The organism is Noviluteimonas gilva (genome assembly GCF_009740395.1).
Taxonomy (GTDB): domain Bacteria; phylum Pseudomonadota; class Gammaproteobacteria; order Xanthomonadales; family Xanthomonadaceae; genus Noviluteimonas; species Noviluteimonas gilva.
The window spans coordinates 820510-845397 of sequence record NZ_WOXT01000001.1 but is presented as its reverse complement, the minus strand read 5'-3'; the positions used below and the strand labels follow the sequence as shown (position 1 = coordinate 845397).

The following is a 24888-nucleotide window of genomic DNA, read 5'->3' as shown; positions in this document are numbered from 1 at the left end:
TCACTCACGCTCCAATTTTGGCCTCACCTACCGACTCCAGATCTTCGTTCACTTCGTCCAAATTCAACAAGATAACTTGCACTCTTTCCGGAGGCAGGGTGTTGCTTACGTCAAGAAGCAGCTGGCGCGCCAAGTAATAGACCAGGCTTCTCCTTACCTCAACAGGTACGGAGTCTCCCTGCATTCCGAAGTCCAAGGCGATTGCCTTCTGCTGCGCAGGCGGAAGAAGGGGATTTGGACCTAGACGCAATACAGTTGTTTCATTCCATGCGCGATCCGTCGCTGGGTCGATTTTCTCTTCGCGTGTGGACTCAACAACCAAGATTCGCGCAAGCACGAAATCCAGAAACTTGTTTCGTCGATGACACCACGCTCGCACATGCCAGCGATAGCCGTCGAAGCTCAACGCATGCGGCACGATCCATCGAAGTGATGGCCTTTGCGCACTCATCGACTGGTATTCGATGTTCAAGGCCAAGCCGCTGCGTATGGCACCCAAGATGCTTTGCAACACATCGGCGCCTAACTTCCGTCTTACACGTGGCACGAGGCCGAAGGGAGGAACCCAGCCCAGCCACGACTCCTGCTGTCGCAGCACGCCGTCTGCAATCAGTTGCAGCTGAGCTAGGTATTCCCGGGCGTTGGGTTCGGCGCGGGGATGGAATTCCTCCGTTACCAGGTAGGCCTTGGCATGCTTGTCGTACGCCATATTGCCCCGCGCCACTTCGTCGTATTGCGATAGATCTGACGACGCCTGCGGGGTGGAGATGGAGAAGTGGTCGACGAGATCGGATCGGTTGATCTTGCCGTCCCAGAACAGCCTGCGCTCTATGAATGCGAGGCGCTGCTCAACGCTCCAACGTACTGGCGCGTTTTCGGTGTCGCTCATGGGCCGCCCCTTCTGGTCAGAATAGTTACTTGACCCGTCATAAAACTATCCGTATAGTTTGTAGCCGGACCTGTCGTAGGTTCGCATCTTAAAGGCTACCCCCATGCCCAACCACCCTGATCACCCGGACCATCCGCAGCATCCCGAACACCCGGGGCATCCGAACGTCCCGCCGGGCCCGCCCAACCCGCACCCCGGCAACCCGCAGAACCCGCCCCGCCCCCCGGGCCACCGTCCGGTGGGTTGATCATGACTAAGTGGTGGGAACTCGACCCGGCGCGCTGGGAACGGGAGCAGCAGGCGCTGGAAGCTGCCGGCATCACGTTTGAAGTCGACGAAGGCGCTCGAAGCAAGGGACGGCTGACGTTGAACCTCACCAAACTGTGGGACGGCCAGCCATTGCGACTGGTCGCCCACTATCCGTTCAACTACCCCTTCGCCAATCCGATGGTCGTGGCACCAACGTTGGATTTGGCACGACATCAGACGCCGGGCTCGAAGCAACTGTGCATGCTCAGGCGCAACGGAGAGGATTGGAAGCCTGCTACCGACACGCTGTCGTCCTTGATCGACCAGCAGCTGCCGCGTGTATTCGCCGGCCAGCCTGGTCAGCCTGAGGAGGACCTCAACGGCAAGGAGGCTGAACCCGTAACGGCGTTCCTGCATCCCCAGCAGGGATCGTTTGTTGGATTTCCCGCGTTCGACATTTCCACGCTGCCGGACAAAGGCACGTTCAAGATCGGCCTGGTCCAGCTCAACCCCCTGCGCGGCACCGTCATTGAGGTCCTCGATCAGCAGGGCAGGGTGTTGTTCTCCTCGGAAGCGCGGAGTCGTGAAAACTTCACAAAACGCCCAATCGTCGAGGGCCGATGGGTCAAGTTGGCGGAGCGCCCGAAGGTCGGGGACGCCAACGACTTCTTGAAGCTAGCGGCTGAAAGTGATGCAAACCTTTCCCGCCCTGCCTGGAAGCCACTTCCCAACACCGACGTTCGCATCGATCTGCTTGCCCTTCTCTTCGCGGATGAACTGACTTGGAAGGGAGCCGAAGGCAACGCCATCGTGGTGAGCAGGTCCATCGGCAACAAGACCAAGACCGTCGGCTCGACGGACCGGGCGCTGCATCGCGTGGAATTGGAAAGTCGGACCAACTACTTCCGACGCGATCCCACAGCCGAGGGATTGCAGAAGGGATGCGTCTCACTGGTCGGCACGGGCAGTATCGGATCTCCCGCGGCCAAGTGGCTCGCCCAGGCTGGCATCGGGGAGCTGCGGCTGTTCGACCATGACGTGCTCGATGCCGGCAACGCCATTCGGTGGGAGCTTGGTCGCGATTACGCCGGACATCACAAGGTCACGGTGCTCCACGCCGTGCTGAGTGAAAACTTCCCGTATACGACCGTGGTTCCCACCACGCTTCGGATCGGCGATGCATCGTCTGATGACATGGCGTGGCTGGATAAGGCTTACGAAGGCTTGGTGAACGGCGTCACGTGTCTGTTCGATGCCTCCGCATCCATAGGCGTCAGCAACTATCTTTCGGCCTTTGCCCGCCACCAAGGGATTCCGCATGTGTGGATGCATGCGAGCAATGGAGGCTGGGCGGGACTGGTTGGACGCGCGAGCGGAAAACCGGAGGATTTCTGCTGGATGTGCCACCTCTACTACCTCGACGACCAGGACGCCGAAGTAAAGATTCCGAAGCTGCGCAGCGCCCCGGAAAGCGCCGAGGTGCAGCCCGCGGGCTGCCTGGATCCTACGTTTGTTGGTGCGCAGGTGGACCTGAGCGAAGTTAGCCTCATGGGCGTGCGCGTGGTCATGGACGAAGTCCTGGTGCACGTCGGCGCCCAACCGGCCACGCAATACGACTGGAACGTCGCCGTGGTAGACCTGCGCGACGAGGCAGGCCGCCCCCAACTGCCCAAGTGGACCCCTTACAAGCTGCCGCGTCATGCGAAGTGCACCAACCATTGAGGTCTGCTGGATGCCTCGCGGCATTCAGCAGGACCTTGAAGAACTCGCAAGGGATTGGGAACCGTTGGAAGTTGGCGGAGTGCTCGCCGGGTACTGGAACGGCCAAGCCGCCATCGTCACCGATTTTGTCGGCCCCGGGAATGACGCCCAGCATCACCGCTACACATTCGTTCCTGACGACGAGTACCACGTGGATGAGATCGCGCGTCTTTACCGTGAATCAAATGGAGCGACGACCTATCTTGGTGATTGGCATACCCATCCCTCAGGGACTGCGCGGCTGAGTCCGTTAGACAAGCGCACGTTGCGCCGCATAGCCAATGCTCCAGAAGCGCGCTGTCCCGATCCGCTGATGGTGCTATTCGCCGGAAGCGGACACAGATGGGGCACGCAAGTATTCACGCTTGGCGCCACGCGCAGCCTCCTGCCTCGCAGTATCGTTCCCGTGGAGCTGAGGATCTTCTAGTTGGCCCGGCAAGTTCTGACCCGTAACCGCGCCGCGGTACGCCGCTTGCCAATGCTCGTTCCCGATCTGCGCGGAAAGGCTCTTAATACGCTACATCCAGGCCTGGAAAACGGCAGCGATCAATAACGGCGTTGGTCAAAGCTGCTGACCACGCAGCTTCCAGTTCTTGCCTAGCCACCCGTGGCCTCGTCGGCGAAGGACTCAGCTGCGATGAGATGTTGGCAAATCCGAATCGCGCATGCCCCTGTGCACGTACAGGCCTCGTCCATAAGCAGCCGACGCGCCATGTCCGCTATGGAGTTAGCTGCTTACCGTTCGATGCCGCATGCGAAATTCGCCTCTTGATGCTCCAGCTCACCTTCATAGCGCATCAGCAGCTCTTGAAGAACATAGGCGGAGCCGACGGCATTCATATACCGACCGGTGATGAGAAAGTCCCTAAAGAGATGCAACGGGTCAGCAGCCATCCTTCCCTTTATGATGGAGCCCGCAAGCGCATGCGTCTCCTGTGCAATGAACAGTGCCAGTTGCGCCGTGACGTAGGTAAGCGCACCAAGGGACAAGAAGTGCACTTCGTCCTTATCGGTAAGTGACGGCGCAAATGCACTCATGAGCGAGGACTGGCGTCCACCATGCGTGCTCTCGGAGAACATCTTCTTTGCTTCGCGGTGCCTGTCGACGAGTGGCTTGGACCGTTCTTCCTGGATGCCACAGGCCAAGAGATACTGATGCACTTTGTCGTACACCTTTCCGTACCCAATGTGTCTGTTCCAGAACTCGTTCGTGTCGTGCGTCGCGGCAAAGGCCTCGCATGTTTCAGCACTCAACGCCAGCGCCATGGCGATTTCGATGTTCTCAATGAATGTGCGTGCCAGAACTCGCGCGGTCATATCCTGGCCGATGGCTAGCAGGTCGCGTATCGAGATGACGTCGCGTTTGAGTTTCGAAATGGTCACCGCGAAACTTGCGCGGTTGCTGCTAACCGGAAACTCGTACAGATATCGCTCGAACTGCACGAAGAACTGAATGCCTTCGTCAAGCAGGACAAACCAGGGTTGCAGGTGTGCGTCAATGCGCCGGGCTAAGCGTTCGCGTGTGGCCTGCAGTTCCGCCGCAACGTCGACACGCCCGCAATCCGCCGGCACCACGGCGGCAAGCTGCAAACGGTTCGCCTGATCGACGAGCCCCTGCACCACAGATGCCTCGATTCTCATAACGAGGGCCCCCTATCCAGCTCGCCGGATAGGGACGACCTTCTTCGCCTCTTCGCGCAGTCGATCAAGATAGTTGGCCCACGCCTGCATCATCTTCTTACGCTCCCCCAAATGTGCAGTTCTGTTATATGCGCGTCCAAGCGGATCTCGAACTGCATGGGCCAGCTGATGCTCTATGAAGTCTGGCCGGAACCCCAACACTTCATCCAAGACGGTCCGCGCCATAGCGCGAAATCCGTGCCCGGTGATGGTGTCCCCATTGAAGCCGAGGTAGCGCAATGCGGCATTGATGGTGTTTTCGCTCATGGGCCGCTTTGCACTCCGAACCCCGGGGAAGGCATATTCACTCCGTCTCGTGAGCGGGTGTAGATCCTCCAAGATATCTATTGCTTGAGATGGAAGCGGCACGATATGCGGCGTCCCGGTCTTGCTGGCGGTGAAGCGCCACTCTGCCGCGTCTAGATCAATTTCAGCCCAACGCGCCTTCCGCAATTCTCCTGGTCGCACGAAGAGCATGGGTGCCAGCTTCAAGGCCGCAACGGTCACCGGCGACCCTCGGTAGGAGTACATGGCTCGGAGCAGGTCACCGATTTTCGCGGGATCGGTCACGCTGGCGAAGTGCTTAGTCTGCGGCTGTTCGAGCGCACCCGCGAGATCGTCGGCCGGATTGTTCACCGCCCGGCCCGTTGCGATGGCATATCGAAAGACACGGCCTGCGAACGATCGGGCCCGATGAGCCGTCTCGACAACACCGCGCTTTTCAAGTTTCCGTAACGAAGTGAGTAGCAGAGGAGCAGTCACGTCGGTAATCGGGATGCCGCTGATTGCTGCCATGTCCTTCTCAATCAGCCGACGTTCGCGCTTCACCGATCCAGGACTCAGCCCTTCCTTCGCGCGCTTGGCCAAGAGCTCGGCTGCGACGGCGCCGAACGTCGTGTCCGCCTGCTCGATCTTTGCGGCCCGCTCGATCCTGGCGGCGTTCGCGGGATTACCCCCGCCCTTTACCAGAGCGCGCAGGCGGTCCCGCTCGGCGCGCGCCTCCGCCAAGCCCATGGCCGGGTACTCCGCCATCGTGATGATGCTCGGCTTGCCGGCGTAGCGATATCGATATCGCCAGACCTTGGCGCCGCTCGGGCGCACTTCGATGCACAGGCCATTGGTATCGGCGAGGCGGTAGGCACTCGTTCGTGGCTTGAGTGTGCGCAGCTTCGTGTCGGTGAGCATGTGTGAGTCAACCAATTGTGAGTCAGCGCCCCCTTGCCGGCCGCCTGACTCACAGCCTGACTCACTTTTTTTCCGGATTCAAGCGGACACGCCTGGACCCGAGCGCACAAAAAACCCCGCGATTTGCGGGGTTGTATGCTGTTTCATGGACTGTCCCGGACAACCTTGGACGCCTATGTGGTGGGCCCACCAGGACTCGAACCTGGAACCAAAGGATTATGAGTCCTCTGCTCTAACCATTGAGCTATAGGCCCGTCGCGGGGGCATCTTACAGAAGCGCCTCCGCGTTGCCCGGCAGGACATGTCGGCAATCGCGCCAGTCGGCGACGGACTGATCGTCCAAGTAGGCGTCGGGCTTGGGCAGAAAGGCCACGAAGCACTGCTCGATGCCGAGTTCGACCGCCGATGCGCGCGCGTAGTCGGCGCCGCCGGTGCTCCACAGGTACAGCGTCACGCCTGCGCGATGCAGGGCACGCACGGACTCGACGACCGCGGGCATCGGAATGCGCCTGGTGCCGATCGATCGAATCAGGGTGTCGTCGACGTCGACGAAGACGGTGCGCGTTTTCATGCGCGGAGCATAGCCTGACGCCCTAAAGCAGAAGCCCCGCTTTCGCGGGGCTTCGTCTATTGCGATCAATCGATGTCGAGGAAGCTGCGGAGCTGTTCGCTCCGGCTCGGATGCCGCAGCTTGCGCAGCGCCTTGGCTTCGATCTGGCGGATGCGTTCGCGCGTGACGTCGAACTGCTTGCCGACCTCTTCGAGCGTGTGGTCGGTATTCATGTCGATGCCGAAGCGCATGCGCAACACCTTCGCTTCCCGCGGCGTCAGGCCCGCGAGCACGTCGCGCACCGTTTCCGACAGGTTGATGTTGGTGGTGCTCTCGATCGGGGACTCCACGTTGGTGTCCTCGATGAAGTCGCCCAGGTGCGAATCCTCGTCGTCGCCGATCGGCGTCTCCATGGAGATCGGTTCCTTCGCGATCTTCATGACCTTGCGGATCTTGTCCTCGGGCATGTCCATCTCTTTCGCCAACTCTTCCGGCGTGGCCTCGCGGCCGAACTGCTGGAGCATCTGGCGGGAGATGCGATTGAGCTTGTTGATCGTCTCGATCATGTGCACCGGGATACGGATGGTGCGCGCCTGGTCGGCGATCGAGCGCGTGATGGCCTGGCGGATCCACCACGTGGCGTAGGTCGAGAACTTGTAGCCGCGGCGGTATTCGAACTTGTCGACCGCCTTCATCAGGCCGATGTTGCCTTCCTGGATGAGGTCGAGGAACTGCAGGCCGCGGTTGGTGTACTTCTTGGCGATGGAGATCACCAGGCGCAGGTTGGCCTCGACCATCTCCTTCTTGGCCTTGCGGGCCTTCGCCTCGCCGTAGGCCATCGCGCGCGAGATTTCCTTGATGTCGGGCAGCTGCAGGTACAACGCCTGCTCCACGGCGATCGTGGCTTCCTGCTCGGCGATGATCTGTTCCTTGACGTCGCGCAGGCCCGAGGACCACTTCTGCTTGCGCTTGAGGACGTCATCCACCCAACCCAGGTTGGTCTGGTTGCCTTCCCAGGCGCGCAGGAAATCCTTGCGCGGCATGCGTGCGACACGCGTGGCCAGGTCGAGGATGCGGCGCTCGTGGTCCTTGATCTCGCCCACGACGTCGCGCAGCTTGCGGACCAGCGTGTCGGTCAGCGGCAGCGGCAGCTTGAGCGTCATGAAGATCTCGGCCATCTCCTCGCGGAGCTTGGCGACCGGCTTCGCGGTCGGGCCGTTCTTCTGGTACGACTTCTGGAACTTCTGGTACAGCGCGCCCATCGCTTCCATGCGGCGCAGCACTTCAGCCGGATCCGGACCGGTGGGGCCGGTTTCCTCGGCCGCGTCGTCGCCGTCGGCTTCGACTTCTTCTTCGGCTTCGGCGGCGGTGTCGTCGACTTCGGCGGCGACCGGGATTTCGGCGACCGGCTCTTCGATGTCGTTGAAGCCCGCGACGATTTCCGCAAGGCGCTTCTTGCCGGCCTTGTGCAGGTCGTATTCCTCCAGCAACAGCTGGATCGACCACGGGAAGCTCGCCAGTGCCGAGAGCATCTGGTTGAGGCCTTCCTCGATGCGCTTGGCGATGGCGATTTCGCCTTCGCGCGTCAGCAGTTCGACCGTGCCCATCTCGCGCATGTACATGCGGACGGGGTCGGTCGTGCGGCCGCCTTCGGAGTCGAGCGCGGTCAGCGCCGCGGCGGCTTCTTCGGCTGCGGTGTCGTCGACTTCACGCCCGCCGCCGGAGGCGCCGGCGAGGAGGAGGGTTTCGGCGTCGGGTGCAACTTCGTGCACCTCGATTCCCATTCCGTTGATCATGCCGATGATGTCTTCGATCTGTTCGGGATCGACGACGTCGTCGGGCAGGTGATCGTTGACTTCGGCGTAGGTCAGGTAACCCTGTTCCAGGCCCTTGCTGATCAGCTGCTTGATGTCGGACTGGGGGGCCTGGCGTTCGGTTGCCATGTGGTGCGCCACCGTATGTAAGGGTCGGAGGGAACCCAGCATTATACCTGCCGGGGTGGAGGTCAGGGTCGGAGAAGGAAGGTGACCGGCCCGTCATTGACCAGACGAACGATCATATGGGCCCGGAACCGGCCGGATTCCACCCTTCCCGCATGCCGCTGGCGACAAACTTCGACCAATTTGTTGAAGCCGGGTTCAGCGACTTCCGGCGGCGCGGCGGTGCTGAAGCTGGGGCGCATGCCCGATTGCGTGTCCGCGGCCAGCGTGAACTGGCTGACCAGGAGCAGGCCGCCCCCGGTTTGCGAGAGCCCGAGGTTCATCTTGCCCTGCGCGTCCTCGAAGACCCGGTACCCCAGGAGGCGTTCGGCCATCCGCGCGATCTGTGCATCGGTGTCCCCCGGCTCCATGCCGACGAAGGCGAGCAGGCCGGCGTCGATGGCGCCGACGGTTTCGCCGTCGACCACCACGCTGGCTTCGGTGACGCGCTGGATCAGGGCGAGCATGGCGGGGTCATCGGGGCGGATGCGAAAAGTTAGCAGACCGCGCCCGCTAGACTGCCCGCCGTGACCGACTTCGCCGCTGGCCTCCTCCACCGCCTCGCCACCTGGTTCGCCCGCCTGCCCTGGCCGTGGCTGCGGGGGATGGCGGATGTGTTCGCCCGTGCTTTGGTGTCCCGCGATACGCGCGGCGTCAGGGTCGTGCGGCGGAACCTGGAGCTGGCCTATCCCGAATGGCTCCCCGGGCAACGCGCGCAACGCACGGCCGACGTGTTGCGCACCACCGCGCGCCAGGCGCTGGAAACCCTGCGCTTCTGGACGCGCCCCCACGCAAGCAACCTCGCGCTGATCCGCGAATCGCAGGGGGTCGACCTGTTCGATGCAGCGCTGGCAGCCGGCAAGGGATTGATCGTCGCCGCGCCGCATTACGGCAACTGGGAGTTGTTGAACCAGTGGCTCGCGTCGCGCACGCAGCTCGCGATCCTCTACGCCCCGCCCGATTCGAAGATCGGCGAAGCCTTCCTGCGTCGCGTGCGCGCCGCGCACGGCGACGCCGACCGCGTGACGCAGGTGCGCGCCGAAGGGCCGGCGATCCGCGGCTTGTTCAAGCTGCTGCAGGGCGGCGGGGTCGCCGGGATCCTGCCGGACCAGCAGCCGAAGGCCGGCGACGGCGAGTTCGCGCCCTTCTTCGGCATTCCCGCGCTGACGATGACGCTGCTCACGCGCCTGGCGCAGCGCACGGGGGCGACGGTGTTGGTCGGTTACTGCGAGCGCGTCGGCGAGACACCCGATGGGCCGGCGTTCGCGTTGCGCTTCGAAGCGGTGCCCGACGCGGCGAAAGATGTCGCCGCACTCAACGCCGCGATCGAACGCGTCGCACGCCGCGACCCCGCGCAATACCAGTGGACCTACAAGCGCTTCTCGATCCCCGCGCCCGGCAGCACGCTCGGCAATCCCTACTGGCCGGACTGCTACCCTGCGAGCGCGCAGCGCGCCGCACTGGCGCGCGCAGGGGATGGGGATCCGCAGTGAGCGAAGCCGCAACGACCGATGCCATGCCGATCGACGCCGACTGGCGTCCGCTGCCGCCGCGCGCGAAGTCCCTGTTCGCGCTGAGCCACGGCGCGTTCGGCCTGGCCGCCGGCGTTCCGGTCGCGGTGCTGTCGTATGCGTTCGCCGATCGCTTCGGTCCCGTGGCGTCGATCGCGCTTCCGCTCTTGCTGTGGGCGTGCGTGCTCGCGTTCTTCATCTGGGTGGGCATCAAACGCTATCGATCGAGCGCGTGGCGGCTCGACGACGATGGTTTTGCCTATCGCCGTGGCCGCATCTTCTTTCGCGAAACGCGTGTGCCCGCCTCGCGCGTGCAGCATCTCGACCTCAAGCACGGCCCACTCGAGCGCCGCTGGAAACTCGCCACGCTCGTGATCCACACCGCGGGCAGCAAGATGAGCGCGGTGTCGGTGACGGGCCTGGACGCCGAGGATGCCGAAGTCCTGCGCGACCGCCTCGCGCGCCAGCTCGACGACGATGACGCCGGCTGACGCGGCGCCGTCCGAGCGACGGCTGCATCCGTGGTCGTGGTTGTTCGTGCTGCTGCAGCAACTGCGGCAGTTCATCATCCCGATCGTCGCGGCGTTCTTCTTCGGCGGCGACCGCAACGAGTTGTGGCCGCTGATCGGCGTCGGCGTGCTGACGCTGACCTCGGTGCTGCAATACCTCACCTATCGTTACACCGTCGGCCGCGATGGCCTTTCGATCCGCAGCGGCTGGCTCCATCGCCAACGTCGCGAGATTCCCTACGCGCGCATCCACAACGTCTCGGTGAACCAGACGGTGTTGCATCGCATGTTCGGCGTGGCCGAGTTGCGGCTGGATTCGGCGGGCGGCGAGAAACCCGAGGCGACGATGCGCGTGTTGCGCATGGACGATGCGCTCGCGCTGGAACGCCTGATCCGGCATCGCGGCGCGACTGTCGAAGCGACGGCCGACGGTGAAGCCCCTGCCGCGAACGTGCTGCTCGCGATGTCGCCGGGCGAAGTCATGCGCCTGGGCTTCATCTCCAACCGCGGCCTGCTCGTCTTGCTCGGCGGTTACGCCGCGTCGGTGCAGTTCGCGCCTCGCCTGGCGGAGAACCTGTTCGAATCCTGGGCGAAGTCGATGTTCGGCTGGGCCGAGTCGCATCATTTCGGCGTGCAGGAATACGCGATCGCGGGTGCCACGCTCGTGCTCGCGCTGCTGGCGTTCATGCGATTGCTTTCACTCGTACTGGCGCTATTGCAGTACTACGGCTTCGTGCTGAGCGAAGACGGGCCGCGGCTCACGGTGGAGCGCGGGTTGCTTGCGCGTTCGCGCAACTCCGCGTCGAAGCGCCGCTTGCAGGCGTGGACCTTGCAGGAAGGCGTGCTGCATCGCCTGTTCAAGCGCCGCAGCCTGCAGGTCGACACCGCAGGCGGGCAGACACGCGAAGGACAAACGCCGCGCGCGCTGCGCGAACTCGCGCCGATCGCGACGCCCGCGCAATGCGACGCGCTGATCGAACACCTGCTGCCCGAGGCCGGTTGGCCGTCGCTGGAGTGGCAGCGCCTGCATCCGAAGTCGGCGATCCGCATTTTCCTGGCGAATGCGTGGTTCCCGACGCTCGTCGTGATCGCGCTGTGCTGGCGGTTCGGCTGGATCGGGCTGATCGCGCTCGCGTGGCCGGCGTGGACGTGGTTCGTCGCGCGGCACCATGCGCAGCGTGCGGGCTACGCGGTGAACGCCGAGATCGTCGCCGTGCGCACGGGCTGGTGGTCGCGACAGTGGCGGTTCGCGGAGATCGACAAGTTGCAGGCATTGCGCATCGCCACCGGCCCGCTCGATCGGCGATGGGGCATGGCGACGTTGTGGCTCGACACCGCAGGCGCGGGCGCGATGACCGGCCCGTTGCGCATCGCGCACCTGCCGGAAGCGGAAGCGCGCGCCTTGTGCGATCGCCTCGCGCGAATGGTCGCGGCGCGCAAACTGCGCTGGTGAATCAACGCGCGAGTTCGAGACACAGCGCTTCGTAGCGCTGGTGCATCAGCTCACGGCCGTACTTCTCCCGCGCGGAACGACGCGCACCGGCGCCGAGGCGCGCGGCCTCCGCATCGTTCGTGAGCAAGTCCTGCAGCACATCGGCCAACGCGACATCGTCGTTCTCGGGAACGAGGCGACCATCGACACCGTCGTCGATCACTTCGCGCACACCCGGCACCGCAGTGCCAACGACCGCGCAACCCGCCGCCATGCCTTCGATCAACGCGAGCGGCATGCCCTCCCAGTGCGTACTCAGCACTGCGATCCGATGCGTCAGCAACAGCTCCGGCACGTTGCGCGCGACGCCGAGAAAACGCACTTGGTCTTGCAGGCCAAGCAAACGCACGAGTTGTTCCAGCGGCGCGAGATGGCGCTTCTTGCCGCCGCCCGCGAACAACACCGGCACGACGTGCCCGCGATCGCGCAGATGCGCGACGGCGCGAATCAAGGTCGCGTGGTCCTTCTGCTTCGAAAGGCGCGCGACCATCACGATGCCGGGGATGCGCTGCGCGAGCGGATGCGCGTCGGCGTTTTCGAACGGCGCCAGTCGGACGCCATTCGGAATCGCGATCGTGCGTTCCGGCGGCATGCCCTGCGCGAGCAGTTCGTCCTTCACGCCTTCCGAGCAACCGACGATGCGATCGGTGCGTTGCGCGAGCCAGCGCGACTGCTTGAGCCGCCACGCGGTGTAACGCTCGCGCGTGTTGTGTTCGACGTGCACCAGGTGCGGCACCTTCGCGAGCAGGCCGGCATAGCGGCCCCACAGGTGTTCGCTGAAGCCATGCGCGATCAAAACGTCGGGCTTGAACTCGCGGCAGACCTGCACCAACGACCAGATCGTCGCGGCATGCGACCAACCGGGGACGACGCGCAACGGCACGCCGGCCTGTTCGAGTTCGGCGATGCGGCGCGGATCGGTGCGGCGCTTGCGGCGCAGCACGAGCAGCGGCTCGATCTCCGGGCTCTCGACGCCGGCCTGCGTCAAAGCGATGGCGATCTGCGTCGCGCCGCCGGAGAAGCCTCCGGTGACGAAGTGCAGGACGCGGACGGGCCTCGCTTCGGGCGAACGGGCATCGACGGGGGCGTGCATGGCGCGCAGTCTAACGGCCGCGGCGGGCATAATCCCACGCATGTCGCAGCCCCTGCCCCTGTCCGGTGTCGTGATCACGAAGAACGAGGCGGACCGCATCGCGCGGTGCGTCGCATCGATGACCCCGCTGTGCAGCGAGGTGATCGTGCTCGACTCCGGTTCGACCGACGACACCGTGCGCATCGCCACCGAGCTCGGCGCGCGCGTCGAACAGCTCGAGTGGCAGGGCTTCGCGTTGCAGAAGAACGCGGCGATCGCCATGGCGCGCGAGCGTTGGGTGTTGTTGCTCGATGCCGACGAATGGCTGGAGCCACGCGCGCAGGAAGATGTGCGCAAGCTCTTCGCCGGCGACATCGAACAGTCCGACGTCTGGCTGCTGATGCGCCGCACGCACTTCCTCGGCCATGCGCTGCGCGGCGGGAGCTTCGCGCGCGAACCCGTGCATCGCCTGTTCCGTTCCAACATCCGCCACGGCCTGCGCGCCGTGCACGAATACCTCGATGTCGAAGGCCGCACCGTGCGCCCCTCGCGCATCGTGCTCGAACATGACACCGCGCGCAGCGCCGAGGATTACTGGTCGAAGTTGCAGCGCTACGCCGCCCTGTGGGCCGGCGAGCAACATGCGAAGGGCAAGACCGCGGGGCCGCTGCGCGGTTGGTTCGCGGCGACGGCCTACCTGCTCAAGAACCTGTTGCTGCGCGGCGGCATCGTCGATGGCGCGGCCGGTTGGCGCTTCCACTGGCTGCACGCCCGCTACGCCAAGCGCAAGTACGACCTGCTCGCGCGCGCGTCAGTGGCCTGAGACGCGGCACTCCGGCGCGATCGCATCGGCGCCGAACAACCACCACGTGCGGCGATTGGCGGTGCCGACGGCTTGTCCGCGCTCGCGCACGAGGCAATGGTCCAACGCATCCTGCTGCACGAACAGGCGGCGCTTCTCCGGCGCGGCTTCCATCCAGGCGATGCCCGCGCGCAGTTGCTGGTCGACCGGCTTGCGGAAACCGAACTCTTCCACCGGCCCCTGCGCCTGCAACAGGTTCTGTTCCTTCCACGCGACCAGGCCGAGCGTCGCGTCTCCGGCCAGCGCGTGGCCGCGCGCCATCACCGCGCGCGCGGAATTCTCCGCGTCGAGCAGGACGGCGGTGCCCGAGAACAACACGACGACCAACAGCGACAGCGCGACAGCCGAAGCCCTCAACGCATCGCGCCGCCACCACACGCACACGGCGAGCATCGCCGCGCCCGTGATCGCGAGCAGCCACCACAAGGTGTCGCTCGTGGGTGCGAGACCGCGTTCGGCTTCGATCTTCACTTCGAACGAGGGATCGCCTTGCAGCGCCGCAACGCCTGCACCGAAGAACGCGATGCCGAGGACGACGACGAGTGCGAGCAGGATGCGGCGAAACCATTTCGATGCCGTCACGCCTTCGAGATAAGGCCCCGCGGCGACGGCCACCATCGGCAGCATCGGCAGGATGTACATGTCGCGCTTACCCGGGCTCGCGCTGAAGAACACCAGCACCAGCAACGCCCAACCGAGCGGCAGCCACACGCGCGCATCGCCTGCGCGGAACGCATCGCGCCAGCGCGGGAACAACCACGGCAACGCGAGCGAGAATGGCAGCCAGTACGCGGCGATGACTTCGAGGAAATACCAGAAAGGCTGCGTGTGATGCCACGCGCTCGTGTAGCGCGTCGCGGTCTGCTTGTAGAGCAGTTCATTGACGTAGGCCTGGTGCTCGGGATCGCCGCTCGTCGTCGCGGTGACGATCATCGGCACGAACCACACCGCGATCGCCGCGAGGAACGCGAGCGCGCCGCCGCTCCAGCGCAACGCGTTGCCGCGGCCGAGGTCGGCGAGGCCATTCCATCCGCGCCAGCGCATCAGCGCATACGGAATCAATGCCAGCAGCGCGAGGAAGCCCACGCCCTTGCTGATCACGCCGAGACCGGCGGCGAAGCACCCGATCCAGAACCATTTCCACGCAGGCCCGAGCAGCACGTGTCGTGCGATGCCGTACACGCCGAGCGTGATGAAGCACACCACGGTCGGATCGATCTGCGCGCGCTTTGCCTGGTACAGGAACTGCACGCAAGCGAGAACCGCGATCGCCGACCACAGACCCGCGCGATGCGACCACAGGCGGCGTGTCAGGTCGTAGGTCAACCACAAGGTCGCCATCGCGGCGACGAGCGAAGGCAACAGGAAGGCCCATGTCCAATCGCGCACGACGGCATAAGCGGCACCGAGCAACCAGAAATAGAGCGGCGGCTTGTCGGCGTACAACTCGTGGCCGCGATGCGGGAACAACCAGTCGCCGCTGTCCCACATCTGCTTGGCGACGAGGACGAAGCGCGGTTCGTCCGCGGGCCACGGTGCGCGCAGGCCGATGCCCGCGCCGAGCACGATCAAGGCAATGGCGAAAAACCAGAACAGCTCGCGGCGGCGGACGTCGGTCATCATGGCCGGCGCACCTTACCTCAGCGCTTGCTCAGGCGTCCGTAAAAAAAGCCGTCCATGCCATCTTCGCCGGGCAATCGCTGGCGTCCCGCGCCGGATTCGCGACCGAAGCGAGCATCGAGCGGCTCGACAACAGCGCCGGGCGTGCGTTGCACGAACGCGTCGATCTGCCCCGCGTTCTCTTCCGCCAGGATCGAGCACGTGGCATACAACACCGTGCCGCCGGGCGCGAGCATCGTCCACGCGGCGTCGAGCAAGCGCGCCTGGATGTCGCACAGCGATTCGACATCGGTGTCGCGGCGATGCAGCAGCACGTCGGGTTGGCGACGCACGATGCCGGTGGCCGAACACGGTGCGTCGAGCAGGATCGCGTCGAACGGCACGCCGTCCCACCACGTGTCGGGTGCGGCGGCATCGGCGGCGAGCAAATGCGCGTTCGCGCCGACACCCAGACGCGCGTGTGTTTCGTGCACGCGGCGCAGGCGTTGCGCATCGATGTCGAGCGCGAACAGTTGCAAGGTCGGATCGCGTTCGAGCAGATGCGCCGACTTGCCGCCCGGCGCCGCGCACGCATCGAGCACGCGCGCACCCGGCTTCGGCGCCAGCGCATCGGCGACGCATTGCGCGCTGCCGTCCTGTACGGATACGAGGCCTTCGTCGAAACCCGGCAGTTCGCTCACGGCGACGGGCGTCGCAAGCACGAGCGCGTCTTCGGGAAACGCGGGCATCGTGGCTTCGATGCCGGCCTTTTCCAGTCGCGCGCGATACGCCGCGCGATCGATGCGCGTGCGATTCACGCGCAACCACATCGGCGCGGGAATCGCGCTCGCGGCGAACACGGCCTGCGCCGCATCGCCCCAATCGCGCTGCACGCGTTTGCGTAGCCATTCGGGCCACGTTGCTTCGGGTGCGACTTCCGGCAAGCCTTCACGCAATGCGCGTCGGAGGATGGCGTTGACCATGCCGGCCTGGTGCGTGCGGCCCATCGCGCGCGTGGCTTCGACCGTCGCATCGACGGCCGCATGCGCGGGAAGGCCCATCTGGATCTGTGCCAGGCCGACGTACAGCAGCGTGCGCAACTCGTCGTCGCTGCGGCCCAGCGGTTTTGCGACCCAGGCCTTCAGCGCTGCGTCGTACTGCGCCTGCCCGCGGATCGCGGTGAACACGATGGCTTCGAGCAGCGCGCGATCGCGCGTGTCGCGCAAGGTCGGCAAGCGCTGCGCGAGTTCGGCCTTGAGCGAACGCTGCCGCTGCAACACCACGCCCAGCGTCTGCGTGGCCGCGATGCGCAGCGCGACGCCGGGCGCCGGTTTCATGCGCCGACGCGCAGGTCGCGGCGCGCGTTGAGGTAATCGGCGGCGGTGATCAGCTTGCCGCCCGCACGTTGCAGCACGCGGATGCGCAGCGCGCCTTCGCCGCAGGCGACATCGATGCCGTCGCGGCCCGCGGCGAGCACGGTGCCCGGCGTGCCGCGGCCTTCGATCGCAATCGCACGATGGATGCGGACCGTGTCGCCCGCGATCTCGCCCTCGGCGATCGGCCACGGATCGAACGCACGCACCTTGCGGGCGAGCACGTCGGCCGGCTGCGTCCAGTCCAGGCGCGCTTCGGCTTTATCGAGCTTGCGCGCGTACGTCGCGCCCTGCTCGGGCTGCGGGCGCTGCACCGGGCGCATGTTCGCGCGCAAAAGCCCGAGACCGTCGGCGAGCACCTGCGCGCCCAGCGTCGACAGGCGATCGTGCAACTGGCCGGCGGTTTCGTCCGGCGCGATGTCGAGCGTCTGGTGCAACAGCACCGGGCCGGTGTCCAGGCCCTTCTCCATCTGCATCAGGCACGCGCCGGTCTGCGTGTCGCCGGCTTCTATCGCGCGCTGGATCGGCGCGGCGCCGCGCCAGCGCGGCAACAACGAGGCGTGCACGTTCCAGCAACCGAACTTCGGGATGTCGAGGATCGATTGCGGCAGCAACAAACCGTACGCGACGACCACCAGCAGGTCGGGCTTCAGCGCGCGCAGGGCATCGCGCGACAACTCGGTCTTCAGCGATTCGGGTTGCAGCACGGGCAGGCCGCGCTTGATCGCTTCGAGTTTGACCGGCGAAGGCGTCAGCGCGCGACCGCGCCCGGCGGGGCGATCGGGCTGCGTGTAGACGGCGACGACTTCGTTGCGCTGCGCGGCCGCGACGAGCGACGGCACGGCGAACTCCGGCGTGCCGGCAAAGACGATGCGCAAGGGCATGCGTGCGTCAGGCGGCCGCGGTGCGGCGCGCTTTCGCGAGTTTCTTGCGGACCATCTCGCGCTTGAGCGGCGAGAGGTAATCCACGAACAACTTGCCTTCCAGGTGATCCATCTCGTGCTGGATGCACACGGCAAGCAAGCCGTCGACGCGCATTTCGAACGGCTGGCCGTTGCGGTCGAGCGCCTTGACGAGGATCTCGTTGGCGCGCGTGACGTCGGCGAAGATGTTCGGCACCGACAGGCAACCTTCCTGGTAGACCTGTTCGCCCGCGCGTTCGAGGATCTCCGGATTGACGAACACCAGCGGCCGGTTCTTCTCTTCCGACACGTCAATCACCATGAAGCGCTGGTGGACGTCGACCTGGCTCGCGGCCAGCCCGATGCCCGGCGCTTCGTACATGGTTTCGAACATGTCGTCGACCAGGCGCTGGAACGCCGGGTCCGCCACTTGTTCCGGCGTCAGGGTGGCGGCCTTCGTGCGAAGGCGCGGATCGGGGAACTCGAGGATGGGGAGAAGGGCCATGGTGTCGAAATGGGGGCGCCGGTCACAGGCGCAAGCGATGGGGTGTCCTAGGGTCGCGATTGTAGCGCCGCGCGCTTGCAAAGGCCCGAGGAATGTGGGCTATAGTGGCCCGGCTACAAGGGGAAAAACTCAAGGGGAGCGGGCACATGGCCGCCATGCTTAAACGGCTTCTTCCGGTTTGTGCGGTCGCGTTGCTGACGGTCGGCAGTTATGCCGCCGCTGTCGAAACGCGCGGCGACCATCCGGACACCTACGTCGTCAAGAAAGGCGACACGTTGTGGGACATCGCGGGCAAGTTCCTCAAGCGCCCGTGGCTTTGGCCGGAAATCTGGCAGGCCAACCCGCAGGTCCAGAACCCACACCTCATCTACCCGGGCGACGTGCTGTCGCTGGCGTACCTGGACCGCGTCGCGGTGCAGGAAGGCCCGCGCGGCGAGGCGCCGGTCACCGGCGTGCCGCTGTCGCAGGTCGAGCCGTTCCTGAAGGACCTGCGCGTCGTCCAGGAGTTCGAGCACCTGCCGTACGTGGTCTCCCTCGAGGAAGACCGCAACCACGGCGTGTCCGGCATGTCGGCCTACGTGGTCGGCCTGGAAGGCGCCCAGCCGGGAACGCGTTACGCGATCGTGCGTCCCACGGTGCGCTTCACGTGGCTGGACCGCACGCAGTGCTGCGACATCGGCTTCAAGACGGACCTGGATTTCCGCGGCGTTCGCATCTTCGCGGACTACCAGGAGTACTGGACCACGGCCGTCACCCCGGACAAGGGGTACGAGCAGCTGGGCTATGAACTCCGTCAGATGAACACCGGCGCGCTCACGCAGGTGGCAGGTGGCGGCGTCGAAGCCGCGACGGTCGTCATCGACCAGGGCGGCAACGAAGTGCGCGTCGGCGATCGCCTGATCCCGGTGGACGCACAGCCCTACGACCTGCAGTTCTTCCCGCACCCGCCGAAGCAGCAGTTCGAATACGGTCGCGCGCAGGTCATCGGCGTGCCGGACCTGCTGTATCACGGCGGTACGCGCGACGTCATCGCGCTGTCGGTCGGTTCCCGCGAGGGCGTCGACAACGGCACGGTGTTCTCGGTGTGGCGCGTGGGCAGCAACGTGCCCGATCGCGTGAAGTACTCCAACAACCGCAGCGAAGACCTGTTCGGCGATGCCAGCCGCGTGCGCCTGCCTGACGAATTCGTCGGCCACGTCATGGTGTTCCGCACCTTCGACAAGATGAGCTACGGCCTGCTCATGGACGGCATCAAGCCGACCGCGATCGGTTACGAGCTCAAGCATCCGGACGCGATGCAGTAAGTCGAACCAAATCAGGATTCCCTGACGCAACAACGCGACGGCGCCCGAGGGCGCCGTCGTCGTTTGCGACGCACGCTTGCGCGATGCATTCGCGCCTGACGATCGACGATCCCGACTATCCCGCCCTGCTGCGTCGCCTGCCCGACGCGCCGACGCTGCTGTACGTCCGCGGCGACCTCGCGTGCCTGTGGCATCCGGCGATCGCCATCGTCGGCAGTCGCACCGCGACGCCCAACGGATTCGACATCGCACGCAGCTTCGCGCGCGCCTTCGCACGCGCGGGTTGGTGCGTGGTGAGCGGCATGGCGGCGGGCATCGACACCGCGGCGCATCGCGGCGCGCTGGATGTCGAAGCGCCCACGGTCGCAGTACTCGGCACGGGCATCGACAATGCCTATCCCCCGAGCAATCGCGGGCTGATGGAACAGATCGCCGAACGCGGCGTGGTCGTCAGCGAATACCCGCCGGGCGCGCCGGGTCGCCCCGGGCAGTTCCCGAAGCGCAACCGCATCGTCGCCGGGCTCAGCCTGGGCACCCTGGTCGTGGAAGCCCAGATGCGATCGGGCGCCCTCATCACCGCGCGGCTCGCGGCCGACGCCGGGCGCGAGGTGTTCGCCATCCCCGGATCGATCCACAACCCGATGGCCCGCGGCTGCCACAGGCTCATCCGCGACGGCGTGCAGCTCGTCGAATCCCCCGACGAAGTCATCGCCGCGCTGAACCCTCTGCTGTCCGCGTATGCAGGCGACTTGCGCGAACGGCTGTGCGTCCCCAACTCATCGGTCGCGGCACTGCAACATCATTCACCGAGCACGGATGCCAATACCCAGCGCTTGTGGGACGCGCTCGGATACGACCCAACCCCTATGGACGCGCTTGTCTCCAGAACTGGATTGACGAGTGCCGAACTTGTCTCCATGCTGCTGGTCATGGAGCTGGAAGGGCGCGTGGTTTCCGAACACGGCCGCTACACCCGCAAGGCATCCTGAACCTCCACAGCGCCCATGGCGCAGGCCGAGAGGGAAATGAAAGAAAGCATCCTGGACGTCCTGCTGTACCTGTTCGAGCACTACTTCACCAACGACACCGCACCACCGGTGGGCGACCGCGACACCCTTCAAAGCAGCCCGCTGTTCTCCGAACTCACCGAAGCGGGCTTCAGCCCGGCGGAAATCCTCAAGGCCTTCGACTGGCTGGACGCGCTCGCCGAGCAGCGCCCGGAATCGTCGACGCCCCGCACCGGTGGTCCCACCCGCATCTTCCACGGCCCCGAACTCGACAAGCTCGACGTCGAATGCCGCGGATTCCTGCTGTTCCTGGAACAGCACGGCGTCCTCGACCCCGGCCAGCGCGAACTCGTCCTCGACCGTGCGATGGCGCTGGACCAGGACGAACTGGACCTGGACGACCTCAAATGGGTGGTCCTGATGGTCCTGTTCAACCAGCCCGGGTCCGAGGCGGCCTATGCCTGGATGGAGACCCAGATGTTCCTGGACGAGCCCGAACCCGTGCACTGACGGGGCGGCCCGGGCTTCGATGGGCGTCGCCATTCGGGGGGACGGGGCGCGGTTCGGCTTGACACACCCGCCGGCCGCGTGACACCACTAAAAAAGGAACTCTCTTCACGCCCGTGGCCAGATGGCCCCGGGCGTCGCCTTCTTCGCGTTGGGAATTCCCGACGCCGCCGGACCCATCCGCCCCCATGGCAAAGAACCTCCTCATCGTCGAATCGCCCGCCAAGGCCAAGACGATCAACAAGTACCTCGGCCCGGACTTCACCGTCCTGGCCTCCTACGGCCATGTGCGCGACCTGGTGCCGAAGGAAGGCGCGGTGGATCCCGACAACGGGTTCGCCATGCGCTACGACCTGATCGACAAGAACGAGAAGCACGTCGACGCGATCGCCAAGGCCGCCAAGGGCGCCACCGCGCTGTTCCTCGCGACCGACCCTGACCGCGAAGGCGAGGCGATCTCCTGGCACATCGCCGAGATCCTCAAGGAACGCGGCCTGCTGAAGGACAAGACGCTGCAGCGCGTGGTGTTCACCGAAATCACGCCGCGCGCCATCCGCGAGGCGATGACCCATCCCCGCGCGATCGCAACCGACCTGGTCGATGCGCAGCAGGCGCGCCGCGCGCTGGACTATCTGGTCGGCTTCAATCTTTCGCCGGTATTGTGGCGCAAGGTGCAGCGCGGCCTGTCCGCCGGGCGCGTGCAGTCGCCGGCGCTGCGCATGATCGTGGAGCGCGAGGAAGAGATCGAAGCCTTCGTCGCCCGCGAGTACTGGAGCATCGAAGCCGAGCTCGCGCATCCCTCGCAAAATTTCACCGCCAAGCTGACGAAGCTCGACGGCAAGAAGTTCGAACAGTTCACCGTCACCGACGGCGACACCGCCGAAGCCGCGCGCCAACGCATCCTCAAGGCCGCCGGCGGCGCGCTGCATGTCACCGACGTCGCGAGCAAGGAACGCAAGCGCCGCCCCGCGCCGCCCTTCACCACCTCCACGCTGCAGCAGGAAGCCGCGCGCAAGCTCGGCTTCACCACCAAGCGCACGATGCAGGTGGCGCAGAAGTTGTACGAAGGCGTGGCGATCGGCGATGAAGGCACCGTCGGCCTGATCAGCTACATGCGTACCGACTCGGTGCATCTGTCGGCCGAAGCGCTGAGCGAAATGCGCGACGTCATCGCGCGCGATTTCGGCACGCGCGCCCTGCCCGACAAGCCCAACTTCTACCAGACCAAATCGAAGAACGCGCAGGAAGCGCACGAAGCCGTGCGTCCGACCTCCGCGTTGCGCACGCCCTCGCAGGTGTCGCGTTACCTCAACGACGACGAGCGCCGCCTCTACGAGTTGATCTGGAAGCGCGCGCTCGCCTCGCAGATGGTGCCGGCCACGCTCAACACCGTGAGCGTCGACCTCGCCGCGGGCAGCGAGCACAACTTCCGCGCCAGCGGCACGACGGTCGTGGATCCTGGCTTCCTCGCCGTGTACGAAGAAGGCAAGGACACCAAGACGGCCGACGATGAAGACGAAGGCCGCAAGCTGCCCGCGATGAAGCCGGGCGAACGCATTCCGCTCGACCGCGTGCACGCCGACCAGCATTTCACGCAGCCACCGCCGCGCTTCACCGAAGCCGCGCTGGTCAAGGCGCTCGAGGAATACGGCATCGGCCGTCCGTCGACCTACGCCTCGATCATCCAGACGCTGCTGTTCCGCAAGTACGTGGAGATGGAAAGCCGCAGCTTCCGTCCGACCGATGTCGGCCGCGCGGTGTCGAACTTCCTCAGCAGCCACTTCACGCGCTACGTGGACTACGACTTCACCGCGAAGCTCGAGGACGAACTCGATGCAGTCTCGCGCGGCGAGGAAGATTGGGTGCCGCTGATGGAGAAGTTCTGGGGCCCGTTCAAGGAACTGGTCGAGGACAAGACCGAAAGCGTCGATCGTTCCGAAGCCACCGGTGCGCGCGAACTCGGCATCGATCCCAAGTCCGGCAAGCCGGTCAGCGTGCGCCTCGGCCGTTACGGGCCGTATGCAGCCATCGGCACGGCCGAAGACGAAGACAAGCCGACGTTCGCCTCGCTGCGTCCCGGCCAGTCGATGCACACCATCTCGCTGGAGAATGCGCTGGAGCTGTTCAAGCTGCCGCGCAAGCTCGGGCAGAGCGAAGGCCATGAAGTCAGCGTCGGCATTGGGCGCTTCGGTCCGTTCGCCAAGCGCGGCAGCACCTACGCCTCGCTGAAGAAGGAAGACGACCCGTACACGATCGAGTTGGCGCACGCCGTCTTCCTCATCGAAGAGAAGGAAGAGATCGCGCGCAACCGCATCATCAAGTCCTTCGACGGCAGCGACATCCAGGTGCTCAACGGGCGCTACGGCCCGTACATCAGCGACGGCAAGCTCAACGGCCGCATTCCCAAGGATCGCGAGCCCGCCTCGCTGACGCTGGAGGAAGTGCAGAAGTTGATGGAAGAAACCGGCAAGCCGATGCGCGGGCGCTTCGGGAAGAAGGTCGCCGCCAAGAAGGTGACGGCGAAGAAGGAACCGGTCGAGAAGGTCGCGAAGAAGACGGTGAAGAAAGCGGCGAAGAAGACCGCGAAGAAAGCCGTGAAGAAGGCGACCAAGAAAACCGCTGCGAAGAAGGCCGTCAAGAAGGCCGTCGCCAAACGTACTGTTTAAGAGCCGGGCCTGATGCAACGCCTCGCGCCCACCGCTGCCGCAAGCTTGCTGCGCAGCGGCGGCGTGCTCGCCTATCCCACCGAAGCGGTGTGGGGCCTGGGCTGCAATCCCTTCGACGAAGCCGCGGTCTTGCGGCTTCTCGCGATCAAGCAACGCCCGGTCGACAAGGGCGTGATCCTGGTCGCGTCCGATCTCGCGCAATTCGATGACCTGCTGGCGTGGGATCAACTTCCGCGCGAACGCGCCGACGCCGTGCGCGCGCAATGGCCGGGCCCTCGCACGTGGATCGTGCCGGCCACCGCGCGCGTGCCGCGCTGGATCACCGGCACGCACACCGGCGTCGCGGTGCGCGTGAGCGATCACCCGGATGTCGTCGCGATTTGCCGCGCGTTCGGCGGGCCGATCGTGTCGACCAGCGCGAACCTCGCGGGCGAGCCGCCGGCCTTTACGTTCGACGCGCTTTCGCCGGCAGTGCTGGCGGACGTCGACGGTGTCGGCGAAGGCGAGACCGGCGGCCTGCGCGCGCCCACCGCCATCCGCGACGCCGCCACCGGCGCCGAACTGCGCGCAGGCTGAACCGCCGGTCGGCCGCGCCGTTGCGGCCGCGGGCAATCGGCGCAAGATGCGCGCATGGCCCGTTCATCGCGCATCGCCGTCCTCCTGATCGCCGGCCTGGCGGCGCTGGGCACGCAACGCCTCACGCACGCGCAGGACGTGACGATCTACCGCTGCGTCGACGCCAAGGGCCACCTCACGCTGCGCGACACGCCGTGCGCGAAAGACCAGAAGCAGGAAGCGCGCACGATGACGCGCCCGCAGGATGCGCCGCGCAAATCGACGAGGCCTGCCGCCACGGAAGCACCGCCGACGCGCGACGTGGCCGACACGCAGGTCGCCTCGCGCGAGACCTACCTCGCGCCGCCGCGCCCGTTGTACGAATGCATCACGCCCGACGGCATGGCTTACACGAGCGACACCAGCGACGGGAATCCGCGCTGGGTGCCGTTGTGGACGTTGGGTTACCCCTCGCGCGGCCTGATCGGCTCGAATTTCTCCGGCCCGACCTTCATCGGCCCAAACACCTACGGCGCCGGCACCTACGTGCGCGACACCTGCTACATGCTGCCGCCCGCCGACGTGTGCGCGCGCACGCGCGATCGCCGCGACGAAATCCGAAAACGCTTCTTCAACGCGCAACCCAGCGAACGGGATGTGCTGCGCGTCGAGGAACGCAGCCTCAACGCGCGCCTGGACAACGATTGCGGCGGCCAATGACGCGTGCGGTA

Annotated in this window: 23 protein-coding genes and 1 tRNA gene; 12 read left to right on the top strand and 12 right to left on the bottom strand. The window is 65.4% G+C overall.

What is annotated here, in order from left to right; genetic code table 11:
• Window positions 1–4 precede the first annotated feature (4 nt).
• The gene (locus GN331_RS03885) at window positions 5–889 is read right to left on the bottom strand and encodes a helix-turn-helix transcriptional regulator (RefSeq protein WP_156640472.1); all 885 of its coding nucleotides are present in this window, start codon (window positions 887–889) and stop codon (window positions 5–7) included.
• 249 nt (window positions 890–1138) lie between these two features.
• Between GN331_RS03885 and GN331_RS03880 the strand changes: the two genes are divergently transcribed.
• Entirely contained in the window at window positions 1139–2860 is a 1722-nt protein-coding gene (locus GN331_RS03880) for a ThiF family adenylyltransferase (protein ID WP_156640470.1), read from the top strand.
• Between the two features lie 10 nt (window positions 2861–2870).
• Window positions 2871–3326 (top strand): Mov34/MPN/PAD-1 family protein, encoded by a 456-nt coding sequence (locus GN331_RS03875; RefSeq protein WP_197426988.1) that lies wholly within the window; start codon window positions 2871–2873, stop codon window positions 3324–3326.
• A 308-nt stretch (window positions 3327–3634) separates the two neighbouring features.
• Here the strand turns inward: GN331_RS03875 and GN331_RS03870 are convergent, their stop codons facing one another.
• From GN331_RS03870 to dtd, 6 genes are all read right to left on the bottom strand, one after another.
• Window positions 3635–4540, bottom strand: coding sequence for a hypothetical protein (locus GN331_RS03870; RefSeq protein WP_156640466.1), 906 nt, complete (start codon window positions 4538–4540; stop codon window positions 3635–3637).
• A gap of 12 nt (window positions 4541–4552) precedes the next feature.
• Window positions 4553–5764 (bottom strand): tyrosine-type recombinase/integrase, encoded by a 1212-nt coding sequence (locus GN331_RS03865; RefSeq protein WP_156640465.1) that lies wholly within the window; start codon window positions 5762–5764, stop codon window positions 4553–4555.
• Between the two features lie 178 nt (window positions 5765–5942).
• Window positions 5943–6018 (bottom strand) — tRNA-Ile (locus GN331_RS03860).
• A 14-nt stretch (window positions 6019–6032) separates the two neighbouring features.
• Window positions 6033–6335, bottom strand: coding sequence for a DUF705 domain-containing protein (locus GN331_RS03855; protein WP_156640463.1), 303 nt, complete (start codon window positions 6333–6335; stop codon window positions 6033–6035).
• A 65-nt stretch (window positions 6336–6400) separates the two neighbouring features.
• On the bottom strand, window positions 6401–8257 hold the full coding sequence (gene rpoD / locus GN331_RS03850) for an RNA polymerase sigma factor RpoD (RefSeq protein WP_156640461.1): 1857 nt from the start codon (window positions 8255–8257) through the stop codon (window positions 6401–6403).
• Between the two features lie 62 nt (window positions 8258–8319).
• A complete protein-coding gene (dtd, locus tag GN331_RS03845) occupies window positions 8320–8760 on the bottom strand; it encodes a D-aminoacyl-tRNA deacylase (RefSeq protein ID WP_156640459.1) in 441 nt (146 codons plus the stop codon).
• 51 nt (window positions 8761–8811) lie between these two features.
• Between dtd and GN331_RS03840 the strand changes: the two genes are divergently transcribed.
• Genes GN331_RS03840 through GN331_RS03830 form a run of 3 tightly spaced genes read left to right on the top strand, consistent with a single transcriptional unit; the run spans window position 8812 to window position 11766 of the window.
• Window positions 8812–9786 carry a lauroyl acyltransferase gene (locus GN331_RS03840; RefSeq protein WP_156640458.1) on the top strand — a complete coding sequence of 325 codons (975 nt, stop codon included), beginning with the start codon at window positions 8812–8814 and terminating at the stop codon, window positions 9784–9786.
• On the top strand, window positions 9783–10295 hold the full coding sequence (locus GN331_RS03835) for a PH domain-containing protein (protein ID WP_331713356.1): 513 nt from the start codon (window positions 9783–9785) through the stop codon (window positions 10293–10295). The genes GN331_RS03840 and GN331_RS03835 overlap by 4 nt, the downstream gene beginning before the upstream one ends.
• A complete protein-coding gene (locus tag GN331_RS03830; RefSeq protein WP_156641230.1) occupies window positions 10282–11766 on the top strand; it encodes a PH domain-containing protein in 1485 nt (494 codons plus the stop codon). Before GN331_RS03835 ends, GN331_RS03830 begins: the two co-directional genes overlap by 14 nt.
• A 1-nt stretch (window position 11767) precedes the next feature.
• Here GN331_RS03830 and GN331_RS03825 read toward each other — a convergent pair whose 3' ends face one another.
• On the bottom strand, window positions 11768–12898 hold the full coding sequence (locus GN331_RS03825) for a glycosyltransferase (protein WP_156640456.1): 1131 nt from the start codon (window positions 12896–12898) through the stop codon (window positions 11768–11770).
• Window positions 12899–12938: 40 nt separating this feature from the next.
• Here GN331_RS03825 and GN331_RS03820 point away from each other — a divergent pair, with 40 nt between their 5' ends.
• Window positions 12939–13700 (top strand): glycosyltransferase family 2 protein, encoded by a 762-nt coding sequence (locus GN331_RS03820; protein ID WP_197426987.1) that lies wholly within the window; start codon window positions 12939–12941, stop codon window positions 13698–13700.
• Here the strand turns inward: GN331_RS03820 and GN331_RS03815 are convergent.
• From GN331_RS03815 to def, 4 genes are read right to left on the bottom strand one after another with little or no spacing between them, the layout of a single operon-like run.
• On the bottom strand, window positions 13689–15362 hold the full coding sequence (locus GN331_RS03815) for an ArnT family glycosyltransferase (protein ID WP_156640453.1): 1674 nt from the start codon (window positions 15360–15362) through the stop codon (window positions 13689–13691). The two genes, GN331_RS03820 and GN331_RS03815, sit on opposite strands and share 12 nt — an antisense overlap.
• 17 nt (window positions 15363–15379) lie before the next feature.
• Window positions 15380–16675 carry a 16S rRNA (cytosine(967)-C(5))-methyltransferase RsmB gene (gene rsmB, locus GN331_RS03810; RefSeq protein WP_156640451.1) on the bottom strand — a complete coding sequence of 432 codons (1296 nt, stop codon included), beginning with the start codon at window positions 16673–16675 and terminating at the stop codon, window positions 15380–15382.
• Window positions 16672–17589 (bottom strand): methionyl-tRNA formyltransferase, encoded by a 918-nt coding sequence (gene fmt, locus GN331_RS03805; protein WP_156641228.1) that lies wholly within the window; start codon window positions 17587–17589, stop codon window positions 16672–16674. The genes rsmB and fmt overlap by 4 nt, the downstream gene beginning before the upstream one ends.
• Window positions 17590–17602: 13 nt before the next feature.
• The gene (gene def / locus GN331_RS03800) at window positions 17603–18118 is read right to left on the bottom strand and encodes a peptide deformylase (protein WP_156640449.1); all 516 of its coding nucleotides are present in this window, start codon (window positions 18116–18118) and stop codon (window positions 17603–17605) included.
• Window positions 18119–18273: 155 nt separating this feature from the next.
• Here def and GN331_RS03795 point away from each other — a divergent pair, with 155 nt between their 5' ends.
• From GN331_RS03795 to GN331_RS03770, 6 genes are all read left to right on the top strand, one after another.
• On the top strand, window positions 18274–19422 hold the full coding sequence (locus tag GN331_RS03795; protein ID WP_156641227.1) for a LysM peptidoglycan-binding domain-containing protein: 1149 nt from the start codon (window positions 18274–18276) through the stop codon (window positions 19420–19422).
• 83 nt (window positions 19423–19505) lie between these two features.
• Complete coding sequence (gene dprA / locus GN331_RS03790; protein ID WP_156640447.1) at window positions 19506–20411, top strand: DNA-processing protein DprA; 906 nt, start codon at window positions 19506–19508, stop codon at window positions 20409–20411.
• Between the two features lie 36 nt (window positions 20412–20447).
• Complete coding sequence (locus GN331_RS03785) at window positions 20448–20939, top strand: DUF494 family protein (protein WP_156640445.1); 492 nt, start codon at window positions 20448–20450, stop codon at window positions 20937–20939.
• A gap of 185 nt (window positions 20940–21124) precedes the next feature.
• On the top strand, window positions 21125–23602 hold the full coding sequence (locus GN331_RS03780; RefSeq protein WP_156640443.1) for a DNA topoisomerase I: 2478 nt from the start codon (window positions 21125–21127) through the stop codon (window positions 23600–23602).
• 12 nt (window positions 23603–23614) lie between these two features.
• Window positions 23615–24178 carry an L-threonylcarbamoyladenylate synthase type 1 TsaC gene (gene tsaC, locus GN331_RS03775; RefSeq protein ID WP_156640441.1) on the top strand — a complete coding sequence of 188 codons (564 nt, stop codon included), beginning with the start codon at window positions 23615–23617 and terminating at the stop codon, window positions 24176–24178.
• A 54-nt stretch (window positions 24179–24232) separates the two neighbouring features.
• Entirely contained in the window at window positions 24233–24877 is a 645-nt protein-coding gene (locus GN331_RS03770; protein ID WP_156640439.1) for a DUF4124 domain-containing protein, read from the top strand.
• Window positions 24878–24888: the final 11 nt, after the last annotated feature.

Bases quoted from the DNA above. Each gene is read 5' to 3' on its own strand.
- GN331_RS03855 (WP_156640463.1), bottom strand. From the start codon at position 6,335: ATGAAAACGCGCACCGTCTTCGTCGACGTCGACGACACCCTGATTCGA.
- GN331_RS03880 (WP_156640470.1), top strand. From the start codon at position 1,139: ATGACTAAGTGGTGGGAACTCGACCCGGCGCGCTGGGAACGGGAGCAG.
- GN331_RS03770 (WP_156640439.1), top strand. From the start codon at position 24,233: ATGGCCCGTTCATCGCGCATCGCCGTCCTCCTGATCGCCGGCCTGGCG.
- def (WP_156640449.1), bottom strand. From the start codon at position 18,118: ATGGCCCTTCTCCCCATCCTCGAGTTCCCCGATCCGCGCCTTCGCACG.
- GN331_RS03780 (WP_156640443.1), top strand. From the start codon at position 21,125: ATGGCAAAGAACCTCCTCATCGTCGAATCGCCCGCCAAGGCCAAGACG.
- GN331_RS03795 (WP_156641227.1), top strand. From the start codon at position 18,274: ATGCTTAAACGGCTTCTTCCGGTTTGTGCGGTCGCGTTGCTGACGGTC.
- GN331_RS03885 (WP_156640472.1), bottom strand. From the start codon at position 889: ATGAGCGACACCGAAAACGCGCCAGTACGTTGGAGCGTTGAGCAGCGC.
- dtd (WP_156640459.1), bottom strand. From the start codon at position 8,760: ATGCTCGCCCTGATCCAGCGCGTCACCGAAGCCAGCGTGGTGGTCGAC.
- rsmB (WP_156640451.1), bottom strand. From the start codon at position 16,675: ATGAAACCGGCGCCCGGCGTCGCGCTGCGCATCGCGGCCACGCAGACG.
- GN331_RS03815 (WP_156640453.1), bottom strand. From the start codon at position 15,362: ATGATGACCGACGTCCGCCGCCGCGAGCTGTTCTGGTTTTTCGCCATT.
- dprA (WP_156640447.1), top strand. From the start codon at position 19,506: ATGCATTCGCGCCTGACGATCGACGATCCCGACTATCCCGCCCTGCTG.
- GN331_RS03870 (WP_156640466.1), bottom strand. From the start codon at position 4,540: ATGAGAATCGAGGCATCTGTGGTGCAGGGGCTCGTCGATCAGGCGAAC.
- GN331_RS03875 (WP_197426988.1), top strand. From the start codon at position 2,871: ATGCCTCGCGGCATTCAGCAGGACCTTGAAGAACTCGCAAGGGATTGG.
- GN331_RS03825 (WP_156640456.1), bottom strand. From the start codon at position 12,898: ATGCACGCCCCCGTCGATGCCCGTTCGCCCGAAGCGAGGCCCGTCCGC.
- GN331_RS03865 (WP_156640465.1), bottom strand. From the start codon at position 5,764: ATGCTCACCGACACGAAGCTGCGCACACTCAAGCCACGAACGAGTGCC.
- GN331_RS03830 (WP_156641230.1), top strand. From the start codon at position 10,282: ATGACGCCGGCTGACGCGGCGCCGTCCGAGCGACGGCTGCATCCGTGG.
- GN331_RS03785 (WP_156640445.1), top strand. From the start codon at position 20,448: ATGAAAGAAAGCATCCTGGACGTCCTGCTGTACCTGTTCGAGCACTAC.
- rpoD (WP_156640461.1), bottom strand. From the start codon at position 8,257: ATGGCAACCGAACGCCAGGCCCCCCAGTCCGACATCAAGCAGCTGATC.
- GN331_RS03820 (WP_197426987.1), top strand. From the start codon at position 12,939: ATGTCGCAGCCCCTGCCCCTGTCCGGTGTCGTGATCACGAAGAACGAG.
- tsaC (WP_156640441.1), top strand. From the start codon at position 23,615: ATGCAACGCCTCGCGCCCACCGCTGCCGCAAGCTTGCTGCGCAGCGGC.